The 20,557-nt window shown below is 38.3% G+C and carries 18 protein-coding genes; 15 read left to right on the top strand and 3 right to left on the bottom strand.

All coding sequences use genetic code 11. The annotated features are described in order from the left end of the window. Nucleotides 1–255: 255 nt before the first annotated feature. The gene (locus ADS77_RS03360; RefSeq protein ID WP_054452980.1) at nucleotides 256–1,464 is read right to left on the bottom strand and encodes a porin; all 1,209 of its coding nucleotides are present in this window, start codon (nucleotides 1,462–1,464) and stop codon (nucleotides 256–258) included. 311 nt (nucleotides 1,465–1,775) lie between these two features. On the opposite strand from ADS77_RS03360, the gene ADS77_RS03355 reads away from it, so the two are divergent. The 7 genes from ADS77_RS03355 to ADS77_RS03325 all read left to right on the top strand — a co-directional run bounded on the left by ADS77_RS03355 (nucleotide 1,776) and on the right by ADS77_RS03325 (nucleotide 10,374). Further along, nucleotides 1,776–3,362, top strand: coding sequence for an ABC-F family ATPase (locus ADS77_RS03355; protein WP_082355598.1), 1,587 nt, complete (start codon nucleotides 1,776–1,778; stop codon nucleotides 3,360–3,362). Between the two features lie 396 nt (nucleotides 3,363–3,758). After that, nucleotides 3,759–4,244 (top strand): 5-(carboxyamino)imidazole ribonucleotide mutase, encoded by a 486-nt coding sequence (gene purE, locus ADS77_RS03350; RefSeq protein ID WP_054204607.1) that lies wholly within the window; start codon nucleotides 3,759–3,761, stop codon nucleotides 4,242–4,244. A gap of 1 nt (nucleotide 4,245) precedes the next feature. After that, nucleotides 4,246–5,394, top strand: a complete 1,149-nt coding sequence (locus ADS77_RS03345; RefSeq protein WP_054452978.1) for a 5-(carboxyamino)imidazole ribonucleotide synthase — start codon at nucleotides 4,246–4,248, stop codon at nucleotides 5,392–5,394. 56 nt (nucleotides 5,395–5,450) lie between these two features. Further along, nucleotides 5,451–5,675, top strand: coding sequence for a DUF2798 domain-containing protein (locus tag ADS77_RS03340; RefSeq protein ID WP_054452976.1), 225 nt, complete (start codon nucleotides 5,451–5,453; stop codon nucleotides 5,673–5,675). A gap of 7 nt (nucleotides 5,676–5,682) precedes the next feature. Next, entirely contained in the window at nucleotides 5,683–6,615 is a 933-nt protein-coding gene (locus ADS77_RS03335; protein WP_099458965.1) for a YeiH family protein, read from the top strand. After that, on the top strand, nucleotides 6,615–7,787 hold the full coding sequence (locus ADS77_RS03330) for an endonuclease/exonuclease/phosphatase family protein (RefSeq protein WP_054452974.1): 1,173 nt from the start codon (nucleotides 6,615–6,617) through the stop codon (nucleotides 7,785–7,787). The genes ADS77_RS03335 and ADS77_RS03330 overlap by 1 nt, the downstream gene beginning before the upstream one ends. A 97-nt stretch (nucleotides 7,788–7,884) precedes the next feature. Continuing rightward, a complete protein-coding gene (locus ADS77_RS03325) occupies nucleotides 7,885–10,374 on the top strand; it encodes a S9 family peptidase (RefSeq protein ID WP_054452972.1) in 2,490 nt (829 codons plus the stop codon). 32 nt (nucleotides 10,375–10,406) lie between these two features. Here the strand turns inward: ADS77_RS03325 and rrtA are convergent, their stop codons facing one another. Next, a complete protein-coding gene (gene rrtA / locus ADS77_RS03320) occupies nucleotides 10,407–10,994 on the bottom strand; it encodes a rhombosortase (protein WP_054204603.1) in 588 nt (195 codons plus the stop codon). Between the two features lie 87 nt (nucleotides 10,995–11,081). On the opposite strand from rrtA, the gene ggt reads away from it, so the two are divergent. From ggt to ADS77_RS03305, 3 genes are all read left to right on the top strand, one after another. After that, nucleotides 11,082–12,872: a gamma-glutamyltransferase gene (gene ggt, locus ADS77_RS03315; protein WP_235575696.1), complete on the top strand. Its 1,791-nt coding sequence runs from the start codon at nucleotides 11,082–11,084 to the stop codon at nucleotides 12,870–12,872. A 160-nt stretch (nucleotides 12,873–13,032) separates the two neighbouring features. Beyond that, complete coding sequence (locus tag ADS77_RS03310) at nucleotides 13,033–14,727, top strand: NAD-dependent malic enzyme (RefSeq protein ID WP_054204602.1); 1,695 nt, start codon at nucleotides 13,033–13,035, stop codon at nucleotides 14,725–14,727. 106 nt (nucleotides 14,728–14,833) lie between these two features. Continuing rightward, nucleotides 14,834–15,547, top strand: a complete 714-nt coding sequence (locus ADS77_RS03305) for an SIMPL domain-containing protein (protein ID WP_054452968.1) — start codon at nucleotides 14,834–14,836, stop codon at nucleotides 15,545–15,547. A 10-nt stretch (nucleotides 15,548–15,557) separates the two neighbouring features. Here ADS77_RS03305 and ADS77_RS03300 read toward each other — a convergent pair whose 3' ends face one another. Beyond that, nucleotides 15,558–16,910 carry a DUF2254 domain-containing protein gene (locus ADS77_RS03300; protein WP_054452965.1) on the bottom strand — a complete coding sequence of 451 codons (1,353 nt, stop codon included), beginning with the start codon at nucleotides 16,908–16,910 and terminating at the stop codon, nucleotides 15,558–15,560. A gap of 115 nt (nucleotides 16,911–17,025) precedes the next feature. On the opposite strand from ADS77_RS03300, the gene ADS77_RS03295 reads away from it, so the two are divergent. The 5 genes from ADS77_RS03295 (at nucleotide 17,026) to ADS77_RS03275 (ending at nucleotide 20,443) form a co-directional block, all read left to right on the top strand. Beyond that, on the top strand, nucleotides 17,026–17,400 hold the full coding sequence (locus tag ADS77_RS03295; RefSeq protein ID WP_054204599.1) for an MAPEG family protein: 375 nt from the start codon (nucleotides 17,026–17,028) through the stop codon (nucleotides 17,398–17,400). A 2-nt stretch (nucleotides 17,401–17,402) separates the two neighbouring features. Continuing rightward, nucleotides 17,403–18,293, top strand: coding sequence for a hypothetical protein (locus ADS77_RS03290; RefSeq protein ID WP_054452963.1), 891 nt, complete (start codon nucleotides 17,403–17,405; stop codon nucleotides 18,291–18,293). A gap of 3 nt (nucleotides 18,294–18,296) precedes the next feature. Beyond that, entirely contained in the window at nucleotides 18,297–18,941 is a 645-nt protein-coding gene (locus ADS77_RS03285; RefSeq protein WP_054452961.1) for a sulfotransferase, read from the top strand. A gap of 101 nt (nucleotides 18,942–19,042) precedes the next feature. Beyond that, entirely contained in the window at nucleotides 19,043–19,615 is a 573-nt protein-coding gene (locus tag ADS77_RS03280) for a tRNA-(ms[2]io[6]A)-hydroxylase (RefSeq protein ID WP_054204596.1), read from the top strand. Between the two features lie 519 nt (nucleotides 19,616–20,134). Then, nucleotides 20,135–20,443, top strand: a complete 309-nt coding sequence (locus tag ADS77_RS03275; protein WP_054452960.1) for a hypothetical protein — start codon at nucleotides 20,135–20,137, stop codon at nucleotides 20,441–20,443. The last annotated feature ends 114 nt before the right edge of the window (nucleotides 20,444–20,557 follow it).

The raw sequence follows: 20,557 nt of genomic DNA, 5'->3' as shown, positions 1-20,557 counted from the left end.
CGTATATGCAAAGTATTGAACAGAAAACTCCTTATTAGTATCACACACGAAAAAGAACACATCATACATTTTTTGATAATCGTAATCTCAACAAAGGTGCAAGGCTCATTAGTAATTACCAAAGGAAAGTTTACTTCAGGAGTATGTTTATTTTCATTATTTCTATGGCTACAACGATTAAAAGAACTAAAGAAAAGAGTGTGGATCAGTAAAGTCAGAAATAAGCAGAACATGTAAGCTCTGCTTATTTAAATTTTATAAAGTATAGTTAAACCCAAATGCTATACCATCATCTTCAGATTGCTCCATTGAAGCTTGTTGTTGTTTATTGCTACTTGTAAAATCGCTAAAGTCTTTACGCGCTTCAATATATACAATTGTGTCTTCATCGAAAAGGTAGTGCAAACCAGCCACCGCAAACTGACGCTTAAATACATCGTTTGGGTCGGCATTGAAGTTTGGTTGAATTACGTAGTCAGTACCTGCATTAAATACGTTGTAGGCTACAAATGGTCTAAAGTCGTTATCAAACCTGTAAGAGACAAAAGTCTCAACACCAATAGCATCTTTGATTAACCGGCCTAAATTATCAGTGTCGTGATTTTTATTTTTATTTATATTTGCTGCAACATAAAGGCCGCGAGAACTGATTTTACCAAAGGTAATACCTGCACCATATATTAAGTCAACGACTGACTTATTTTGACCATCTCCGTAGGCAATATTAAATTCACCACGGTTGACACCTGCGGTAAGTTTTATCTTATTTGTCATTGAGTAGGTCAGCGCAGCGCCGTAAGTTGAATTAAATTCTACCTTTTGGGCCGCTGTATTACCTGAATTCCACAGATCTTCACATGCTGATTGTGATATTGCGTCAATATCACAGGTATAAAAGTTATCATTTTTCAATTGTACTTGTGTGGCAATACTAAAATCACCAAATGTGTTTCGGTATTGCAGTAGCTTGTCACCTCGACCGGTGCCATTTACAGCGCCATCGTCTTTATTATATGTATATACACCGGCGGCATTTCCGTCCCAAACAAGGCTGTAGTTGGTACTATAAACAACGTCATACCAAGCTCCCCACTGTTTACCAAGAGTCAGCTGACCATATTTTTCATGTGCTAAGCCCACATAACCCAATCGGTTATATAAAAACTCATCTTGAATTGATTCAAAGCGGTTATTATAAATAATGTCGCTACTGCCAACAGGGTTTACTCCCCATTCAAGTAAGGCTAACGCCGTCCATTCATCGTTTAGTTCTCTACTGAAATCAAAATTAATTCGTGATGCACCATTTACAATTTCTGTTTGCCCTTGCGTATTAATAACGCGCGCATCGATAAACCCACCTATGGTAACGGTATTTCTATCATCCTTATAAATTTCGATAGCATAGAGATTTGGCGTAATTAAAATACTCGTGAGAGTAGCGGCAACTAATATTTTCTTCATGCGGTACTGCCTTGTTTAAATTATTTCATATTGTGTGTTTAGCGGCGAAGACTAACAAAGCTCTATTTGGGTCTAAAGTGAAAAAAAATCATTTAAAAAGCATGGAGGAAATTTAACTGTAAATTAATCGTAAACAGGGTTTTAAGTTCGCTAAAACTCATTAAAATAGCAGTTCTTTTGGGTTGGTTTTATTTAATAATAATGCTACCCAGGCTTTTGCTATTACACTAATAATTCATAGAAAAATTGCGTTATTTAGTTTAAACTCCAGCCAATTTTATTCCTTTGTTTTCCCCTTGGAGGGTAGCGCTATCATTAGTACAGCTAACATCACCATGCAATTTGGTGCTAAACCATTATTTGATAATATTTCAGCTAAATTTGGCGAAGGAAACCGTTATGGTTTAATCGGCGCTAATGGTTGTGGTAAATCAACATTTATGAAAATTTTAAGTGGTGAGCTTGAACCATCAGCTGGCAATGTAAGCACTGATCCAAACGAACGTGTCGCTAAACTTAATCAAGACCAGTTTGCTTATGAAGAATACTCAGTAATCGATACTGTGATCATGGGCCATAAGGAATTGTGGGAAATAAAACAAGAGCGTGACCGCATTTACGGCTTGCCAGAAATGAGCGAAGCCGATGGTATGAAAGTTGCCGATCTTGAAACAGAATTTGCTGAAATGGATGGTTATTCTGCTGAATCAAAAGCGGGTGAATTACTTTTAGGTGTTGGTATTGCAACTGAGCAACACTACGGTCCTATGTCTGAAATTGCGCCGGGCTTTAAGCTACGCGTGCTATTGGCTCAGGTATTATTTTCAGATCCAGATATTATGCTACTTGATGAGCCTACCAATAACTTGGATATTTACACTATCAAGTGGCTTGAAGACGTTTTAAACCAACGTGACTGTACAATGATCATCATCTCGCATGACCGTCATTTCTTAAACTCAGTGTGTACACACATGGCCGATATTGACTACGGTGAATTACGCATTTACCCGGGCAACTATGATGAGTACATGTTTGCAGCAACACAAGCCCGCGAACGTTTACTAAGTGAAAACGCTAAAAAGAAAAATCAAATTGCAGAACTTCAACAGTTTGTTTCTCGTTTCTCTGCGAATGCATCTAAAGCTAAGCAAGCAACTTCGCGTGCTAAGCGCATTGATAAAATTCAGTTAGATGAAGTTAAAGCATCATCGCGCCAAACCCCATTTATTCGTTTTGAGCAAGAAAAACAATTATTCCGTAATGCATTAGAAATGACAAATCTTGGCCAAGGTTTTGACGATATGCTTTTCACCGACCTTGAAGGCTTAGTTGAAGTTGGCGAACGAATTGCGATTATTGGTGAAAACGGTGTGGGTAAAACAACACTTTTAAATACGCTGGCAGGGCGCTTAGCACCTAAACAAGGTGAATTTAAGTGGTCTGAAAATCACAATATAGGGTATTACGCGCAAGATCATGCTGATGAGTTTGATACAGATCTCAATTTGTTTCAATGGATGGAGCAATGGCAACAAGAAGGTGACGATGAGCAAGTTGTTCGTAGTTTCTTAGGCCGTATGTTATTTTCACAAAATGACATAACTAAATCTGTTAAAGTTATCTCTGGTGGTGAGCAAGGTCGAATGCTGTTTGGCAAGATTATGATGCATAAGCCAAACATCCTATTAATGGATGAACCAACTAACCACATGGATATGGAATCAATTGAAGCGCTCAACCTTGCGCTTGAAGCATATGAAGGTACGTTACTATTCGTATCCCACGACCGTCAATTTGTATCATCTGTTGCTACACGTATCTGGGAAGTTAAAGACGGTAAAATAATTGATTTCAGAGGCACTTATTCTGAATACTTAGCGAGTAAAGAAAGCTAAATTTTAATTCGTTCAAAAAAAGCCATGCCTGTCATGGCTTTTTTGTTTTTTGATACTTGCAATTTAGCCATTAATACACAGGCCTGCAGAAAGATTACATTCCACGTTTCCCCATAGCTTAATAGTCAGCGTGACTTCGCAATAATGGCGATCCCTTTTAAGGAGTAATAACGCAGAAAGTAAGTGCCCGTGAAGCGCCCTCGAATTGGTTTAAAAGCTGTTTGTACTACGTTACCGATTTTAAAAGATCACAGTCATTATTTGCTTCAATGCCTTGCTTAAATCGCTTTTAATGCTAACGACACTCGCATCTTGATGTGGCTTGGGTATATAATACGTGCCATAAATGCGGACATAAGTCCGCTATTAGTACAAAACTATTACTGAGGAGTATTTATGAGTGTTGTTGGCATTATTATGGGTTCCAAATCAGATTGGCCAACTATGGAACACGCAGCGATTATGCTAGATAAGTTTGGCATTGCATACGAGACTAAAGTTGTTTCTGCGCATCGCACTCCTCAACTGCTTGCTGATTATGCAAGTTCTGCGGCAGAGCGCGGAATTAAAGTTATTATCGCTGGTGCTGGCGGTGCTGCGCATTTACCTGGTATGGCTGCGGCCTTTACCTCGTTACCAGTATTAGGTGTTCCTGTGAAATCAAAAACACTCAATGGGGTAGACTCATTATTATCTATTTGTCAGATGCCAAAAGGCGTTGCAGTGGGTACTTTAGCCATAGGTGATGCCGGTGCTGCAAATGCAGGTTTATTAGCCGCACAAATTTTAGGGTGTCATCAACCTGAGATGTTTGCAAAAATCGAAGCGTTTCGTAAAGAACAAACTGAAACAATTTTAGCTAATCCGAACCCAGCAGAGTAATATGACTATTTTAATTTTAGGTGCAGGTCAGTTAGCACGCATGATGTGTTTAGCGGGTGCACCACTTAATTTAAATGTGGTTGCTTACGATGTCGGTAGCCAAAAAGTTGTCCATCCATTAACGGGTGAAGTTTATACCACAACATTAACTCAAGCAATTGATCAAGCAGATGCAATTACTGCTGAGTTTGAACATATCCCTGATGACGTACTTACATTATGCTGTGCAAGCAATAAGTTTTACCCAGGTAAAGCCGCCATTAAAACAGGGGGCGATCGTGCTCTTGAAAAAGCATTGCTTAGTAAAACATCTGTAAAATGTGCGCCTTATCAGTTAATAACAGAAAAAGCTCATCTAGAACAAGCCGTTATTGCTTTAGGCAAACCGTTAGTGATTAAAACGTGTCAAGCTGGCTATGATGGGAAAGGTCAATGGCGATTAAAGTCAGATGAGCAAATCGAACAAATTTGGTCTGAAATGGCTGACTTTATAGCATCAGGGACCGATATAGCGCCGCATTCTATTATCGCTGAGCAAATGATCCCTTTTGATCGCGAAGTATCGATTATTGGTGCGCGAGACAAAAGCGGTAATACCGTTATTTATCCGTTAACTGAAAATCAGCACACCAATGGTGTACTAACATTATCAATTGCTGGGAAAGAGAAGACGACTATCCAACAGCAAGCTGAAGATGCCTTTAACAAATTAGCGACTGAGCTTGATTATGTTGGTGTATTAGCTATTGAGTTCTTTGATGTTGACGGGCAATTACTTGTGAATGAAATTGCCCCACGTGTTCATAATTCTGGTCATTGGACGCAACAAGGTACACACAGCAGTCAATTTGAAAATCATATGCGTGCCGTTGCAGGATTACCACTTGGTAATACGCAATTACAACGAGTCACTGCAATGATAAACGTATTAGGTCAAGCCGCTATACCTACGCAGGTACTCAGCGTACCCGATGTAACAAGCCACTGGTATGGAAAAACTGCGAAACCAGGTAGAAAAATGGGTCATATAAATGTCTCAGCAGCAACCCTCCATGAGCTAGGGGAGCGCTTAGCGGAGCTCTCAGAGCATCTTCCTGAGGAAGATTATCCCGGAGTGCTTGCCACCAGCACCGCGCTGATTTTAAATTAGTTATAAGCCGAGTTTATCTCGGCTTTTTTAATAGTACCTAAAAAAGGATGTTGCCAATGATAAGCGCTAGGTATCGAGCCATTGTATTTGCTTTTTTTATGGCATTGTTTATGTCTGGTTTTATGTCGTTAGTTATTTCAATTTTTAATGTTGGCATAATTGATACTATTATATCTGTGTGGCTAAAAGCGTGGATCTTTGCATTTTGTATCGCGTTTCCAACTGTTACATTTGTAGCCCCAATGGTTGATAAGCTTACCGCTAAGTTAGTACGTCCATAGGATTGAAATGTCTTTATCAAACACGATAACACAACCTTTGTACCTTATTTTACTTGCTCTGTGTATTACACCTTGGGTTGGTGCTGGCAGTGCTCTGATTATTGGCGCGGCTTTCGCCATATTTTTAGGAAACCCTTTCGCCGACTTATCTCAAAAAGCCAGTAAGTGGATGTTAAAAGCGGCGGTTGTTGGCCTGGGTTTTGCCGTTGATTTTAACCAAGTAATAGAAGTGGGGCGAAGCTCACTTGTATTAACAATAGTCAGTATCACCGCGATTATTGGATTAGGTGAAATTTTAACACAAGTTTTTAAACTTAATCGTAATACCGGCGTGCTAATATCCTTTGGCACGGCAATTTGCGGCGGTAGCGCCATTGCCGCTATGGCGCCAGTTATAAAAGCAAAAGATCATGAAGTTGCCGTTGCCCTTGGGGTGGTATTTTTGCTTAATGGCGTTGGGCTATTGTTATTTCCCAGTATCGGCCATTATTTTAACCTAAGCCAAGAACAATTTGGATTGTGGGCTGCTTTAGCTATTCATGATACCAGTAGCGTAGTGGGTGCATCGGCTACGTATGGTGCAGTTGCACTGAGCATTGCCACTACAGTCAAGCTTACTCGTGCAATGTGGATCATTCCGTATACCACATTAGCAGGGGTATTTTGGCGCTCAGAAGAAAAAGCCAGCATTCCTTTATTTATCATCGGCTTTTTAGCCGCTGCATTGATCAACACCTATTTACCGCAATTTTCAGAGGCCTGGCAACTTATCAATAGTGCGGCAAAACAAGTATTAGTGATGACTTTATTTTTAATTGGCAGTGGGTTATCGCTTGCAGTATTAAAGCAAGCAGGACTTAAGCCCTTTATAATGGCTACATTTTTGTGGATAGTGGTAAGCAGTGTCATTTTATTATTAATTTTAGATGGATTCATATAATGAATAGTAAGGTTTATATGGCTGCGATTAGTAGTGTGTTACTACTTGCCGGTACTTCTAGCGCAGCGTTTGCTGCAGACACATTACGCGTTGCAACGTTTAATGTGAGTATGGATGCGACAAATTATACCAAACAAGGTGAACAAGTTAACCCAAATGCATTAATTGAAGCGCTGCAAAATAACCACCCACAAATTAAAAATATTGCCGAAATTATCCAACGTGTTCGCCCTGATATTTTACTCCTCAATGAGTTTGATTATGTGGCTAAAGAGCAAGGCATTGAATACTTTAAGGCGCATTATTTAACTAAAAGCCAAAACAAACAACCTGCTATTAATTACCCTTATACCTACATAGCATCGGTTAACACCGGGTTAAAAACGCCGTTCGACCTTGATAATGATGGGCAGGTTACAGGTGTAAAAGGCGATGCGTATGGCTTTGGTTTGTTTGAAGGCCATTATGGTATGGCTGTGCTGTCACGTTATCCAATCGATTTTGATAACATTCGTACTCTTCAAAATTTCAAGAATAAAGATATGCCTGGTGCTCAAATGCCTGTAGATCCAGTAACAGGTGAGAATTGGTATAACAATGAAGAATGGCAAGCGCTACGTGTAAGCTCAAAGTCATTTTGGGATATTCCCGTTAAAATAAAAGGCAACACACTTCATGTTATTGCTTCACACCCAACACCACCGGTGTTTGATGGCGCTGAAGATCGAAACGGTAAACGCAATCACGATGAAATACGCTTAATAAAAGACTATGTTGCCAACGCAAACTATTTATACGATGACAAAGGCGTAAAAGGGGGATTAGCTGCGCAATCGCGCTTTGTTATTGTTGGTGACTTAAATGCCGCACCTGAGGGCGATAAAAAACGCCCAGATACGACAAATCAGTTACTAAAAAACCCGTTGATCAATAGCCAATTTGTACCTCACAGTAAAGGGGCTAAAACCAGTTACCCACAAAAGTACGGCGCTGCGTACACAGCTTATTGGCAAGCGCGGGTTGATTATGTATTACCATCTACCTATGGATTAGATGTAGTGGATGGCGGTGTCTTTTGGCCTGTAAAAAACAGCGAATTGTATCGGCTTATTAAAGACCGCAATGCATCATCAGATCATCGTATGGTCTGGCTAGATATTTCAATGAAGTAATTGAACAGCAAAGTTGTGTTGTTTATCTAAAAAAATTGCTATTACATAGGTGCTTCTGATTAAATTAGGTTAATTATAATAACCTTACAGAAGCACTATGACTTTTAAATCTTCTACTCAAAAAACCTTAGTTGCACTTGCCGTAGCATCTAGCTTTATGCTTTCAGGTTGTCAATCAACAGCATCACAAGCACCTATTACAAAAACAGTAGCCCCAAGTGTTGTCGTAACCCCACAAGATACTGGCTCAACAGCTATTACACTAGAGCAAGCAATGGCTCATCCTGATTGGTTAGGGCGTCAACCTGAGCGTGCATATTGGTCTGCAGATTCAAGCACTATTTTTTATGCGCGTAAGCAACAAGGTAATGAATTACGAGATGTATTTAGTCAAAGTGTGACATCGCAAACAGCAGAGCAAGTTGCCTTAAGTGCACATCATACACTTGGAACTAAAAATGCTGTTTATTCAAATGATAAGAAATTGCAAGCGTACACATTTGAAGGCAATGTATTTGTAAAAAATGTTCAAACGGGTGCTATAAAACAGGTTACTCACAGTAGTGCCAGAGAGTCTAATTTACAATTTTTGAATGACGGCGCACTTGTTTATCGACAAGGCACCACTTTTAATAAAGTTGATTTAGCTACAGGTATTACAAGTGAACTTGCGAATATTAAGCTAAGTGATAAACCCAAAGGTGTAGAAGCGCCTGCTACATATATAGCAAAAGAGCAGCATAAACTAATTGATTATGTCTCTTTGATGCATAAAAACAAGCAAGACAAGCAAACTCGTAAAAAGCAGTTAACAAAACAAAACACCTCTATTGCCAATGCCCAATTTTATTTAGGTAAAGGCAAAACGCTGGTAAATGCGCAGTTATCACCAAATGGTCAAGCCATCCTTGCGGTTATTAAAGATCAAAAATCATGGCGCGATGACGCTGATATAATGCCTAACTACATTGGTGACGATGGCACAATTAAAGCTGAGAAAGTACGCAGACGTGTAGCAGATGAAAAATCAGCAGGCTCTGAACTTATTTATATTGATTTAACCGACAATAGCCAAAAAACAATTTCAATGACGAGCCTTCCTGGGTTTGATGAAGACGTGCTAGCCTCTGTAAAAACAGAAAACTATGCCCGTGATGGTAAAACGTATAAATCAGAAAAAGCACCGCGCGATATAAACCTAATGATGGATTGGGGCTGGGATCAAGGCGCAATAGTATGGAATGATACAGGCGATCAAGTCGCTGTTATGCTTGAAGCATGGGATAACAAAGACCGTTGGCTAGCGACCGTTAATGTGGACGAAGCCAAACTTGTATCGCAGCATCGTCTTCATGATGATGCGTGGGTTAATTACACGTATAATGATTTTGGTTGGTTAAATAACTCAGACACCTTGTATTATTTATCTGAAGAGTCAGGCTATAGCCATATTTATAAAAAGCCGCTTACAGGTAAGGCTACTGAGCTTACAAAGGGTAACTTTGTTGTTTCAAATCTAACACTCACTGATGACAATAGCGCTATATATTATAAAGCGAATGTTGAACACCCAGGGTTATACGAGATTTACAAAGTAAATGTTGAATCAGGCCAATCAGAGCAAGTCACTAACCTTGATGGGATGACCGATTATCAATTAAGTCCAGATCAAACTAAACTGTTGCTAACACATTCAAAAATTATGCAACCGGCCGAGCTTTATGTAGCACCGGCAAAAGCTAACACTCAAGCTACACGTTTAACTAATACTGTATCTGAAGAGTTTTTAGCTAAAAAACTCATTGCACCTAAAATCATTGCAGTCCCATCGAGTCATACTCAACAACCTATTTATGCAAAAGTATATTACCCAGCGGATTACGTAGAGGGCGAAAGCGGCCAAAACCGTAAAGCCGTCATCTTCAACCATGGTGCTGGCTATTTACAAAATTCACACATGGGTTGGTCAGGTTACTTTCGTGAATTTATGTTCCACTCGCTACTCGCCTCTGAAGGGTATGTGGTAATGGACATGGATTACAGGGCGTCAAAAGGTTATGGCCGTGATTGGCGTACCGCTATTTATCGTCAGATGGGCACACCAGAAATTCAAGATTTAGCCGATGGTGTAAGCTGGATGGCTGACAATGCGAATGTTGATACAGCCGCTGTAGGTACTTATGGTGGGTCATATGGTGGTTTTATGACCTTTATGGCATTATTTACTCAGCCTGATTTATTTCAAGCGGGTGCAGCGCTTCGCCCTGTAACTGATTGGGCACATTATAACGGACCTTATACGTCAAATATCTTAAACCACCCAGATGTAGATCCAATCGCATATGAGCGCAGTTCACCAATTTATTTTGCTGAGGGCCTAAAAAACCGCTTATTGATCAATGCCCCAATGGTTGATGACAACGTGTTCTTTCAAGATGTGGTACGTGTTGTACAGCGTATGATAGAACTTGAAAAAGAAAACTTTGAAACAGCCATTTACCCAGTTGAGCCGCATGGTTTTAGACAACCATCAAGTTGGTTAGATGAGTATCGCCGTATTTACAAAATGTTTAAAGAGACTCTTTAATCACAGTCTGTAAATAAAAAATAACGCCAAGTTTATGCTTGGCGTTTTTTTATTAACTTAAAAATTAGCGGTATAGCTAATAACACGCCTCCAATTGCACCAATGAGATGTGCATCAATAGCCACATTAGAGGCAATAAGTTCACTTACTTGTGCACTAGGACCTTCAAGTTGTTCAAATAATATTTTTGCCCAAATACCAAAGAATAATAGCCATCCCGTCTTCATTCCAACGGTAATGTCTTTTATAGCACCCCACACAATAACCCCGTGCAGTAATGCACTTAACCCTGTATAGATTTCAATATCAGGGCAAAAATAGTAAATACAAATACCACACCATGTGGCGAGCACAATTGTATGTGCACCATATACAAGCGGTTTTGTGTGTTCAGCATGCAATGCCCAAATTAAAATGATACCGGCGCAATTTAATCCTAAATGTGCCCAATTAGTATGTACATATTGACTACTTATTAAACGCCACACTTGGCCTTGTTCAATTAATTGGCGATTAAACTCTAAGGAATCATTGAGGCTAAATAAAGCAAAAAGTGCACTCAGTACCATTAAACACAGAGGCGGTAATATATAGCGGGGTTGAATTGGCAAATTGACCATTTTATTCTTATTTTTTACATAATATTTTGCATATTGTGCCCGTTTAACTTTAAGATGCCAAATATCTCAATGCAATTAAGCTTTTTTATGTTTTCACACGCCCATACCAGTATCATTTTTAGTTTAACGTTATTAACACTGCCTGTTTTTGCAAGCCAATTACCCCCAGAAATACGTGAGCCAGAAGCTGCTACTGGACTTGAGCAAAAACAACACGTTGTTGGTGATGAATATATGATTGCAGCCGCAAATCCATATGCAACACAAGCGGGTCAAACAATATTAGCAAGCGGTGGGAGTGCGGTTGATGCCGCTATAGCAACACAATTGGTATTAACACTTGTTGAGCCACAATCGTCTGGTATTGGTGGTGGGGCATTTTTACTTCATTACGACAAACAAAAGAATGCGTTAACAACATTTGATGGTAGAGAAACAGCACCAAGCAATGCAGACGAATCGCTGTTTTTAGATAAAGATGGTAAAGCTGCATCATGGATTGATGCAGTCGTTGGAGGGCGTTCAGTAGGTGTGCCAGGTGTATTACATGCATTGGCTCAAGTCCACAAAGAACACGGCAACCTTGAATGGGCTGCACTTTTTAAGCCTGCCATTGAACTTGCAGAACACGGTTTTATTGTATCACCGCGGTTGCATGCGTTATTAGTGAAACAGATAAACCCTGGTGTGACCAAGCTTCCTGCGATCCGAGATTACTTTTTCCCAGATGGTAAGCCTTTGGCAGTAGGTGTGCTAAAAACCAACCAACCCTTAGCTGATCTATATAAAGAGATAGCCAGTAAGGGGATCGATGCTTTTTACAAAGGCGATAACGCGATAAAAATGGTGGATGCGGTACAGCATTCAGTCGTAGCACCCGGTACGCTCGCATTAACTGATTTAGCTAATTATAAAAGTAAACAACGTGATGCGGTTTGTACGCCATATCACGAATACAACGTCTGCTCTATGGCACCACCAAGCAGTGGTGGTGTTGCTGTATTACAAATACTTGCATTACTTGAAGACAAAAATATGCGCCAATACCAGCCTAATTCGGCCAAAGCGATTCATTACTTTAGCCAAGCATCTCGATTAGCCTTTGCTGATCGTAATGTATATATGGGGGATCCTGACTTTGCAGACATTCCCACTCGTGAGCTACTCGCTCATAGTTACGTGAGTCAACGAGCAACACTAATTACAGAACATGATAAAAAAGCAGAAGCAGGTCAGCCCCGTCCATTACTAAGTTACGCACAAGATGATGCTTACGAGTTACCTTCAACCACTCATGTATCAATTGTGGATGCAAAAGGTAATGCCGTTTCAATGACCAGTTCGATAGAAATGGCATTTGGTTCAACGGTCATGGTTAACGGGTTTATATTAAATAATCAGCTTACTGACTTTGCATTGTCACCCTACAAAAATGGCATGTTATTAGCAAATAGAGTTGAGGCAGGTAAACGACCTCGAAGCTCAATGTCGCCAGTGATGGTTTTTAATAAAGACGGCAGTTTACGTTTAGTTGTAGGCTCACCGGGGGGAAGTCGTATCATAAATTATGTAGCGCATGTTGTAATTGGCGTACTTGATTGGCAATTAACCGCGCAACAAGCAATTGACTTACCACGTATCACTAATCGTAATAACTATACCAGTGTAGAAAAAGGCACCGCTATTGAAAGTATCATTCCCGATCTAAAAAAGCGTGGGCATACAGTAAGACAAGTTGATTTAAACTCTGGATTACATGCAGTTGAGCTGCTCAACGGTAAATTATATGGTGCAGCTGATCCACGCAGAGAGGGTATCGCATTAAGCGAACAGAATTTTGTTCTTAAAGAACATAAAAACGCTGTGAATAAGCCTTAATCACAGTACTAACTTAATGTACAATAACACGCTACGCATATAATAAATGTGCGTATTTCTCGTATCGTCAATGGTCTGACAAGGTTGAATGTCATTGCTTTTTAATATTCAACGGTAATAATGGCAGATCAAAATTAAAGACTTCGTTAAGCTTGGAATTATGACTACAAATACCGATCCAAATTATCTTTATATTCATCACTCAGGCCCAGGCTTGATTGAAACTCCTCTATTAAATAAAGGCAGTGCATTTACTCAAAAAGAGCGCGAAAGTTTCAACCTTGCAGGATTACTGCCTCCTCGCTACGAAACAATCGAAGAACAAGTTGAACGTTGTTACCAACAGTATTCAAGCTTTAACGATAACCTTAATAAGCACATTTATTTGCGTGCGATTCAAGATAACAACGAAACACTTTATTATCGTTTAGTGCGTGACCATCTTGAAGAAATGCTGCCTATCATATACACCCCAACAGTGGGCGATGCCTGCGAAAAATTCTCTGATATTTATCGCAGTGCTCGTGGTTTATTTATATCTTATGAAGATCGCTTCCAAATCGACGATATACTGCGTAATGCGACCAAAGGTAAAGTAAAAGTCATCGTTGTAACCGACGGTGAGCGCATTCTTGGTTTAGGCGACCAAGGGATCGGTGGTATGGGTATTCCAATCGGTAAGTTGTCTCTTTATACCGCATGTGGTGGTATAAGCCCTGCGTACACATTACCAGTTATGCTTGATGTAGGGACTAATAACGAAAAACTATTAAACGACCCAATGTACATGGGGGCACGCCATAAACGTATTGCACAAGATGAATACGATGAATTTTTAGATCTCTTCATCAAAGCAGTTAAGCGTCGCTGGCCAAACGTGCTGTTGCAATTTGAAGATTTTGCACAGCCAAACGCTATGCCGTTATTAAAGCGCTACCGTGATGAGATCTGTAGTTTTAATGATGATATACAGGGCACTGCGGCTGTCACTGTTGGTTCATTGCTTGCTGCATGTCGTGTAAAAAACTCAAAGTTATCTGAGCAGAAAGTTGTGTTTGTTGGAGCAGGTTCTGCAGGCTGTGGTATTGCAGAACAAATCATCACACAAATGATATCGGAAGGTATTACAGACGAACAAGCGCGCAGCCAAGTGTTTATGGTTGATCGTTTTGGCTTAGTGACAGCTGGTATGCAAGGTTTACGTGACTTCCAACAATCACTTGCACAACCGACAGAAAAGTTAGCAGATTGGACATACAGTGGCGAATTTGCTTCGTTATTAGATGTGATGCATTGTGCCGCGCCTGATATTTTAATTGGCGTATCTGGTCAACCGGGTTTATTCACTGAGCAGGTCATCCGTGCTATGCACAGTGGCTGCGCGCAACCAGTTATCTTCCCGCTAAGTAACCCATCAAAGCAAGTCGAAGCACTTCCTGAAGATGTAATCAACTGGACCGAAGGTAACGCGATTGTTGCAACCGGCAGTCCATTTGCACCTGTTGTATTCAATGGTGAAACATTTACTATACCGCAGTGCAATAATAGCTATATTTTCCCTGGTATTGGTTTAGGTGTTATCGCGGCTAAAGCAACACGTATTACCGATGCAATGTTGATGGTCTCAAGTGAAATACTAGCTGAATCATCGCCACGAGCTAACACCGGGAAAGGCAGTTTGCTTCCTGCACTAACAGAGATCGAAACCTTAAGTAAACGTATTGCATTTGGCGTTGCTAAAAAAGCAATTGAAGAAGGCGTTGCACTTGAGATCAGTGATGATATGTTATGGGCTGCCATTGATAGAAACTATTGGTTACCAAAATATCGCAATTATAAACGTTGTAGTATTTAACCGTTAAAAAATAAAAACAGACTTCGGTCTGTTTTTTTATACTTGTTCATTTTCAATTAACCACTTAGGGTATCTAATAGCTACACTAAAACTATTAAGGATCTTTATGCGTTATTTATCATTGTTAGCTGCAGCTTTAAGTTTCAATACATTTGCAAGTACAACTCCTGATGCCCCACATATATATATTCAAGGCCAAGCACAAGTTACAACTGTAGCTGATAATGTCAAGCTGAGTGTAGGTATTGTTGAAATACATAAAGATTTAATGCTAGCAAAACAAAAAGCTGACACAATAATGGCAAAAGCCATTAAGCTAGCTAAACAAGCTGGTGTATTAGATAAAGACATTAATGCTGGCCAAATTAGTATCCACCGAGAAAACCAATACAACCGTGAGACAAACAAGCAAGAGTTTGTTGGTTTTAGGGTTTCACGTAGCTTGTCATTAACGTTAAAAGAAGTTGATAAATACCCATTATTATTGCAAAGCCTTGTAAGTGGCGGAATTAACGAAATTAATAATACGCAATTTATATCAAGCAGGTATGACGAATTACAGCAAAAAGCGCAAAAAATGGCGATACAAGATGCTAAAAGTGCCGCAAAAGAATTCGCATCCGATTACGACGTAGAAATTAAAGGTCTTTATAGCGCGTCTTTAAAGCCAATAGAAACAAGCTCTCAACCTTATATGAGAGCTAAAATGGCCAGCATGTCCGATGCCGAATCAGGTAGTTTTGTACCAGATGCTTACCATGCTGGTGAATTAGTTATTAGCGCTTCTAGCTATGCTATTTATTTAATTGATAATAAATAAAACGTGACAATCATTTTGCTGGCGCGTTAAAACGTGCCAGTAATTGCTCTCCTTGATCAGGGCTAATTCGAGTGATTGCATTTAGCATGTTGGTTACTTCCTTTCGATCATATTCATTATTTATCTGCTGATTAATATCATCAATTATCGCAGTTAAATAATTAAATAAACTACATGTTGCATCTTCATTGTCGTTGGCAACAAATAAAATATTTTTAAAAGCCTCCAAAACATTGGTCATTACATATGCATCACTTTTCGCGTAATTACGAATTGGTGTGAAATTATCGTGCAATAGTTCATCAAATGATGTTTCATGTAAATACAGCAAAGGAGAGCTGTCACTGTGCTTAAACGAATAGTTTGTGTCAGCTATTTTCAATCGTTCGATCAGTAATATGCTCAACATATCAATTGCTTTAACGGCTGTCCCAGGATCATTTATACCCGGGCTCATTGCTTTGACTGCAATCTCAGAAATCTGTGTTAAGCCGTAACGGTAATGATCGCTAATATACTCTTCAATATAGAAAATAAAACAGTTCAATAACTTTTCTACTAATTCAGGCTCTTCACTCAAATCTCGGCTGGACTTTAAAAACGGGTAACCCTTGACTGTAAAAAAACCTTGGTTCACCACAATATAAAGCTGTAAATTGTGTTCAGCTAACACAGCACATAATTTATCACTGTGCACGCCTTTGAAATAACCTTCAGTACTACTTTCTATAGAATACCATTGATTAAAATCTGGAAAACAATCTACTTTATGCTCATCTTGACGAGCAATGATATGCTTAATAACGTTTTTGGTATGTTTGAATAAATCATTTAGTACATTATCAACTTGAATTGCCTTGGATATCGAGTGAATAAAATACACAAAAAGAGCGAGTGATATTAGCCCAAATATCAACGAAAAAAGCACACCAAGAGCAGGGATCGCAACTGTATTGTCATCGAGTTTTTTTATGTTTATTAACATTATAATAGAATAAATAATACTACCGAGATAAAACCCTAGTACCATTTGATGTGATTTTCGAGTTATTAACCCCGGGATTACTCTTGGCGACAAGCTAGCACTTGCTGTATTAAGTACAATCATAACCATTGAAAAACTAAAAACAGTTAAAGATATTATACTTCCAGCTAGCGTACTTAAAATAGTTCGCGCATTTTCTTCACTATCAACTAATACGACTGATAGATATTTTTTAAGCGCTTTAACAAATTCTGCATACTCGATCGACATTGTAAAGACAGCAAATAATAAAAATACAACGGCTAACATTGATGGGTAAAAACCAATACTATTGATCAGCTCTCTATAATTATCAGCTATTTTTCTAGGTGCGAACATAACTTTCCTTTTTTCAGTATATATTTAGCACGTTAGCATATAAATCAGTGTAACTGCTGGCTATTTGTTGATTAATCTTGTGTTACTATATAAAAAAATAAAAGGGATTATTATTATGGTTATATCTTTCTATGCAGCGGTGCTGGCCTTTATCTATATCTATTTAAGTATGAATGTCGTTAAAGTAAGAAAAGCGAACAAAATATCATTAGGAACTGATAATAACCCACAATTATTAAGAGCAACGCGAGCTCATGGAAATTTTATCGAGTATGTGCCTTTTGCCTTAATCTTGATTTTTTTAGCTGAATATCAAGGATTAAGCAGCCACTATTGCCATGCTTTAGGGACATTGCTCGTATTTGGGAGAATTTGTCATTTTGTAGCCATTAACGACGATACACTAAAACTTCGTGTAATAGGTATGCTGTCAACATTTGCAACACTTGCATTGAGCGCATCTATCTTGTTGATGGGTCGGCTTTTCTAGTTATGGCAATTAGTAAGTTTACACTATTAAGTATATTATTTTTATATACATTGAATGTTCACGCTAACAATAAGCAAAACAGTGAACCATTACATGTTATTTATCCAAAGCCTGAACGCGAGAATGAACAGGATAATTGGTATCCACTTGTATTACTTAAACTTGCTTTAGAGCATAGTGAACAACCTCATACTCTCCAATCATCAGTAAAAATGGTGCAAAGTCGTTCTTTAAAAGAGCTAGAGCAGGGGGAGCTGATCAATGTTGGTTGGTCAATGACAAGTAAAGAGCGGGAGCGAATTTTTACTCCGATACGTATTCCCATTTATAAAGGTTTATATGGGTGGCGCTTATTGTTTACCACTAAAGATAAGCTTCCGTTATTTAAAGATATAAAAGATGAATTTCATTTTCATAATATTGATTTTATCCAAGGACATGACTGGCCTGATACCGATATCTTGAGAGATAACGGGTTACAGGTCTCAACATCGACAAGTTATGCCGCATTATTTAATATGCTTATTAGAAACAGAGGCGATGCATTTCCACGCTCAATTTTAGAAATTGAATGGGAAAAAAAACAGTTATCAGTCGAGGAAAATATTGTAACGGTGCCCAATATAGCTTTGTCCTATCCCGCAGCTATATATTATTTTGTTAACTCTAAGCGCCCAGATATACATCAAGCTATAAAAATCGGCCTTGAAAGAATGCAACAAAATGGGGAGTTCGATAGGTTATTTAATCAATATTTTGCCACTAGTATTGCAAATGCAAAGCTGCACGAAAAAATAATCATTAAATTAGATAACAAACATCTCTCTAAATTAACACCGCTTAACGACAGCGAACTATGGTTTACTCCAAAAAACCTACAATTAGATAAGTAAGTTATGAATGCAGCTACCAAAATTTTTATAATCGGTTTACCAAGAACTGGCACAACGAGTGTGTGTAATGCTTTTTTACAGCTGGACTTTAGCTGCGCACATACGGCTTATACTAAACGTTGTATGATTGACGCAAAAGTTATTGCGGATACGCCTATTTTTAATGATTACCAAAATTTAGATACTCTTTACCCAGATTCAAAATTTATTTATTTAGAGCGAGAGCTCGTTAAATGGATCCCATCCATTCGTCAGCTTTTAACGCGTATGTACAAAAATTTAATGAGAGAGGATGGGGGATTCAACCCACACATTAAACGTTGTTACCTCAATACATTTAAAGATTTGTCCCTTGATAAATTAGAATGTGACGCATATTTACAGCAATGTTATACAACACATTTAAATGGCGCAAAGCAATATTTTTCGAATCGCCCTGATGACTTTCTGTCGATTGATATTTCTGATATAAATAGTTTTAATAAGTTGTGTCAATTTTTAGATATAAAAAGCGAACTAACTAATTTTGAAAGAATGAACATTGGTGRCAAAGTAACAGCATGGAACGAAATAAAACACCCATTAAAGGTAGCTTCAACTGSTCATGGGAAAATTGACAAGTTGCTATATCCTAATGGAAATTTATAACTTTTTTATGCGTTAATGTAATTGTAAATTTATATCTAACAACAAGATTTTATAATCCATTTACGTTAAAATCTGACTATTAGATCTTAAGTAAAAATATTATGTTTGAATTAAAATATCACACCCCATTTTCATGGACCGAAGCAGTTATGGCTGACTTTGATACCTTTTTACAAGATCATGCTGCAGCAGAAAAAAAAGCGTCGGGCATGGCAATGTCTATGTTATCGCATTACCCAGATCGTCGTAAGCTTGTAAAAGCAATGACCGATCTCGCACTTGAAGAAATGATTCATTTCAAACAAGTTTTAAAGCTGTTGATTGACCGAGATGTAAATTTAGGAAATGATCAAAAAGATCCTTATGTAAAAAAAATTCGTGCTGTATTTAGAAATGGCCGTGACGAATTTTTTATGGATCGTTTGTTAGTTGGAGCTGTTATAGAGGCGAGGGGGCATGAGCGTTTTTCTCTAGTAGCGCAAGCACTACCTGATGGTAAAGAAAAAGAGTTTTATGCTGCGATCGCAAAATCTGAAGAAAAACATAAAAACTTATTTGTTGAACTCGCTTATGAATATTTTGATAAAAATGAAGTAGATATACGATTAGAAGAAATACTAATCGCAGAAGCTGAAATTTGTAAGAACATTCCATTTACAGCTGCGCTTCATTAATCATTATTTGGCACTGTTACCCAGTGCCAATAATTTAAAATTGAGCATACAATCTGACAATTCAAAAAAAGGTTGCAGGGAATTCGACGCTGCCTCATTTTAGAAATAAAAACTCTAATCTTCTTTAGTAAAATCGTAAATCCTCTACACCTTATTTATATATTATCTCTTCTAATTAATATCTTTAAATAATTTTGCAAAGAAGTAACTCTAAATAATGATTGACCGAAAAAATATCGGACTTTTGAGAGTCGGTTAAAAATAGTTAGTGACCATGGTTGATCATACAATGGTAAACGAGGCCGGCGATCGAAAGTCATTTTTAAAAATAATAAAACACCGCGCGAGCAGCAAAAAATAGATCACAAAAAACATTTGAAATCGCAGCCAATATATTAATTATATTTAATAACAGACATTCGTCGCGTTAGATCCAATCACAATAAGTGGGATTAGATTTTTACTGAATTGATTATCCGTAAAATACTTATAAGTGTTAGCAATTAATAAAGGTGAAAATTGCACGCATGGGTTTATCAGTTAAAAGTTAATACGCTAGGGCACTTGCCTGCAAATTTATTAAATGAATTGTCACGTAAAAACGCACCTATATATAGTAGCGCCGTTACAGTTGGCAGCACTCAAATTGAAAAGCTTTTAGCGGGTCAACTTAGTCTTGAACAAATACATGATCTAATGAACGCAGTTCAAAAACCAAATACGTTTGCTTATATAGGCAACCAAATAAAATTATCATATCAAGGCTACATGGTCACAATTGAAATAGGACCACAGTTTAATACGATTATATTTGCCGAAAAGGTTTAAATAACCACGTTTTGAAGATTTAAAGAGCGTTAAAATGGTGTTTAAACTCCGTTTTAAGCATGTTAACACTCAAAATATCTCGTTTAAAACGCCAAATAAGCAGGAATATATGGA

The sequence above is a fragment of the Pseudoalteromonas porphyrae genome, assembly GCF_001298125.1.
In the GTDB taxonomy this organism is placed as follows: domain Bacteria; phylum Pseudomonadota; class Gammaproteobacteria; order Enterobacterales; family Alteromonadaceae; genus Pseudoalteromonas; species Pseudoalteromonas neustonica.
The sequence above is the reverse complement of the archived record's forward strand: the minus strand, read 5'-3'. Positions and strand labels throughout refer to the sequence as shown.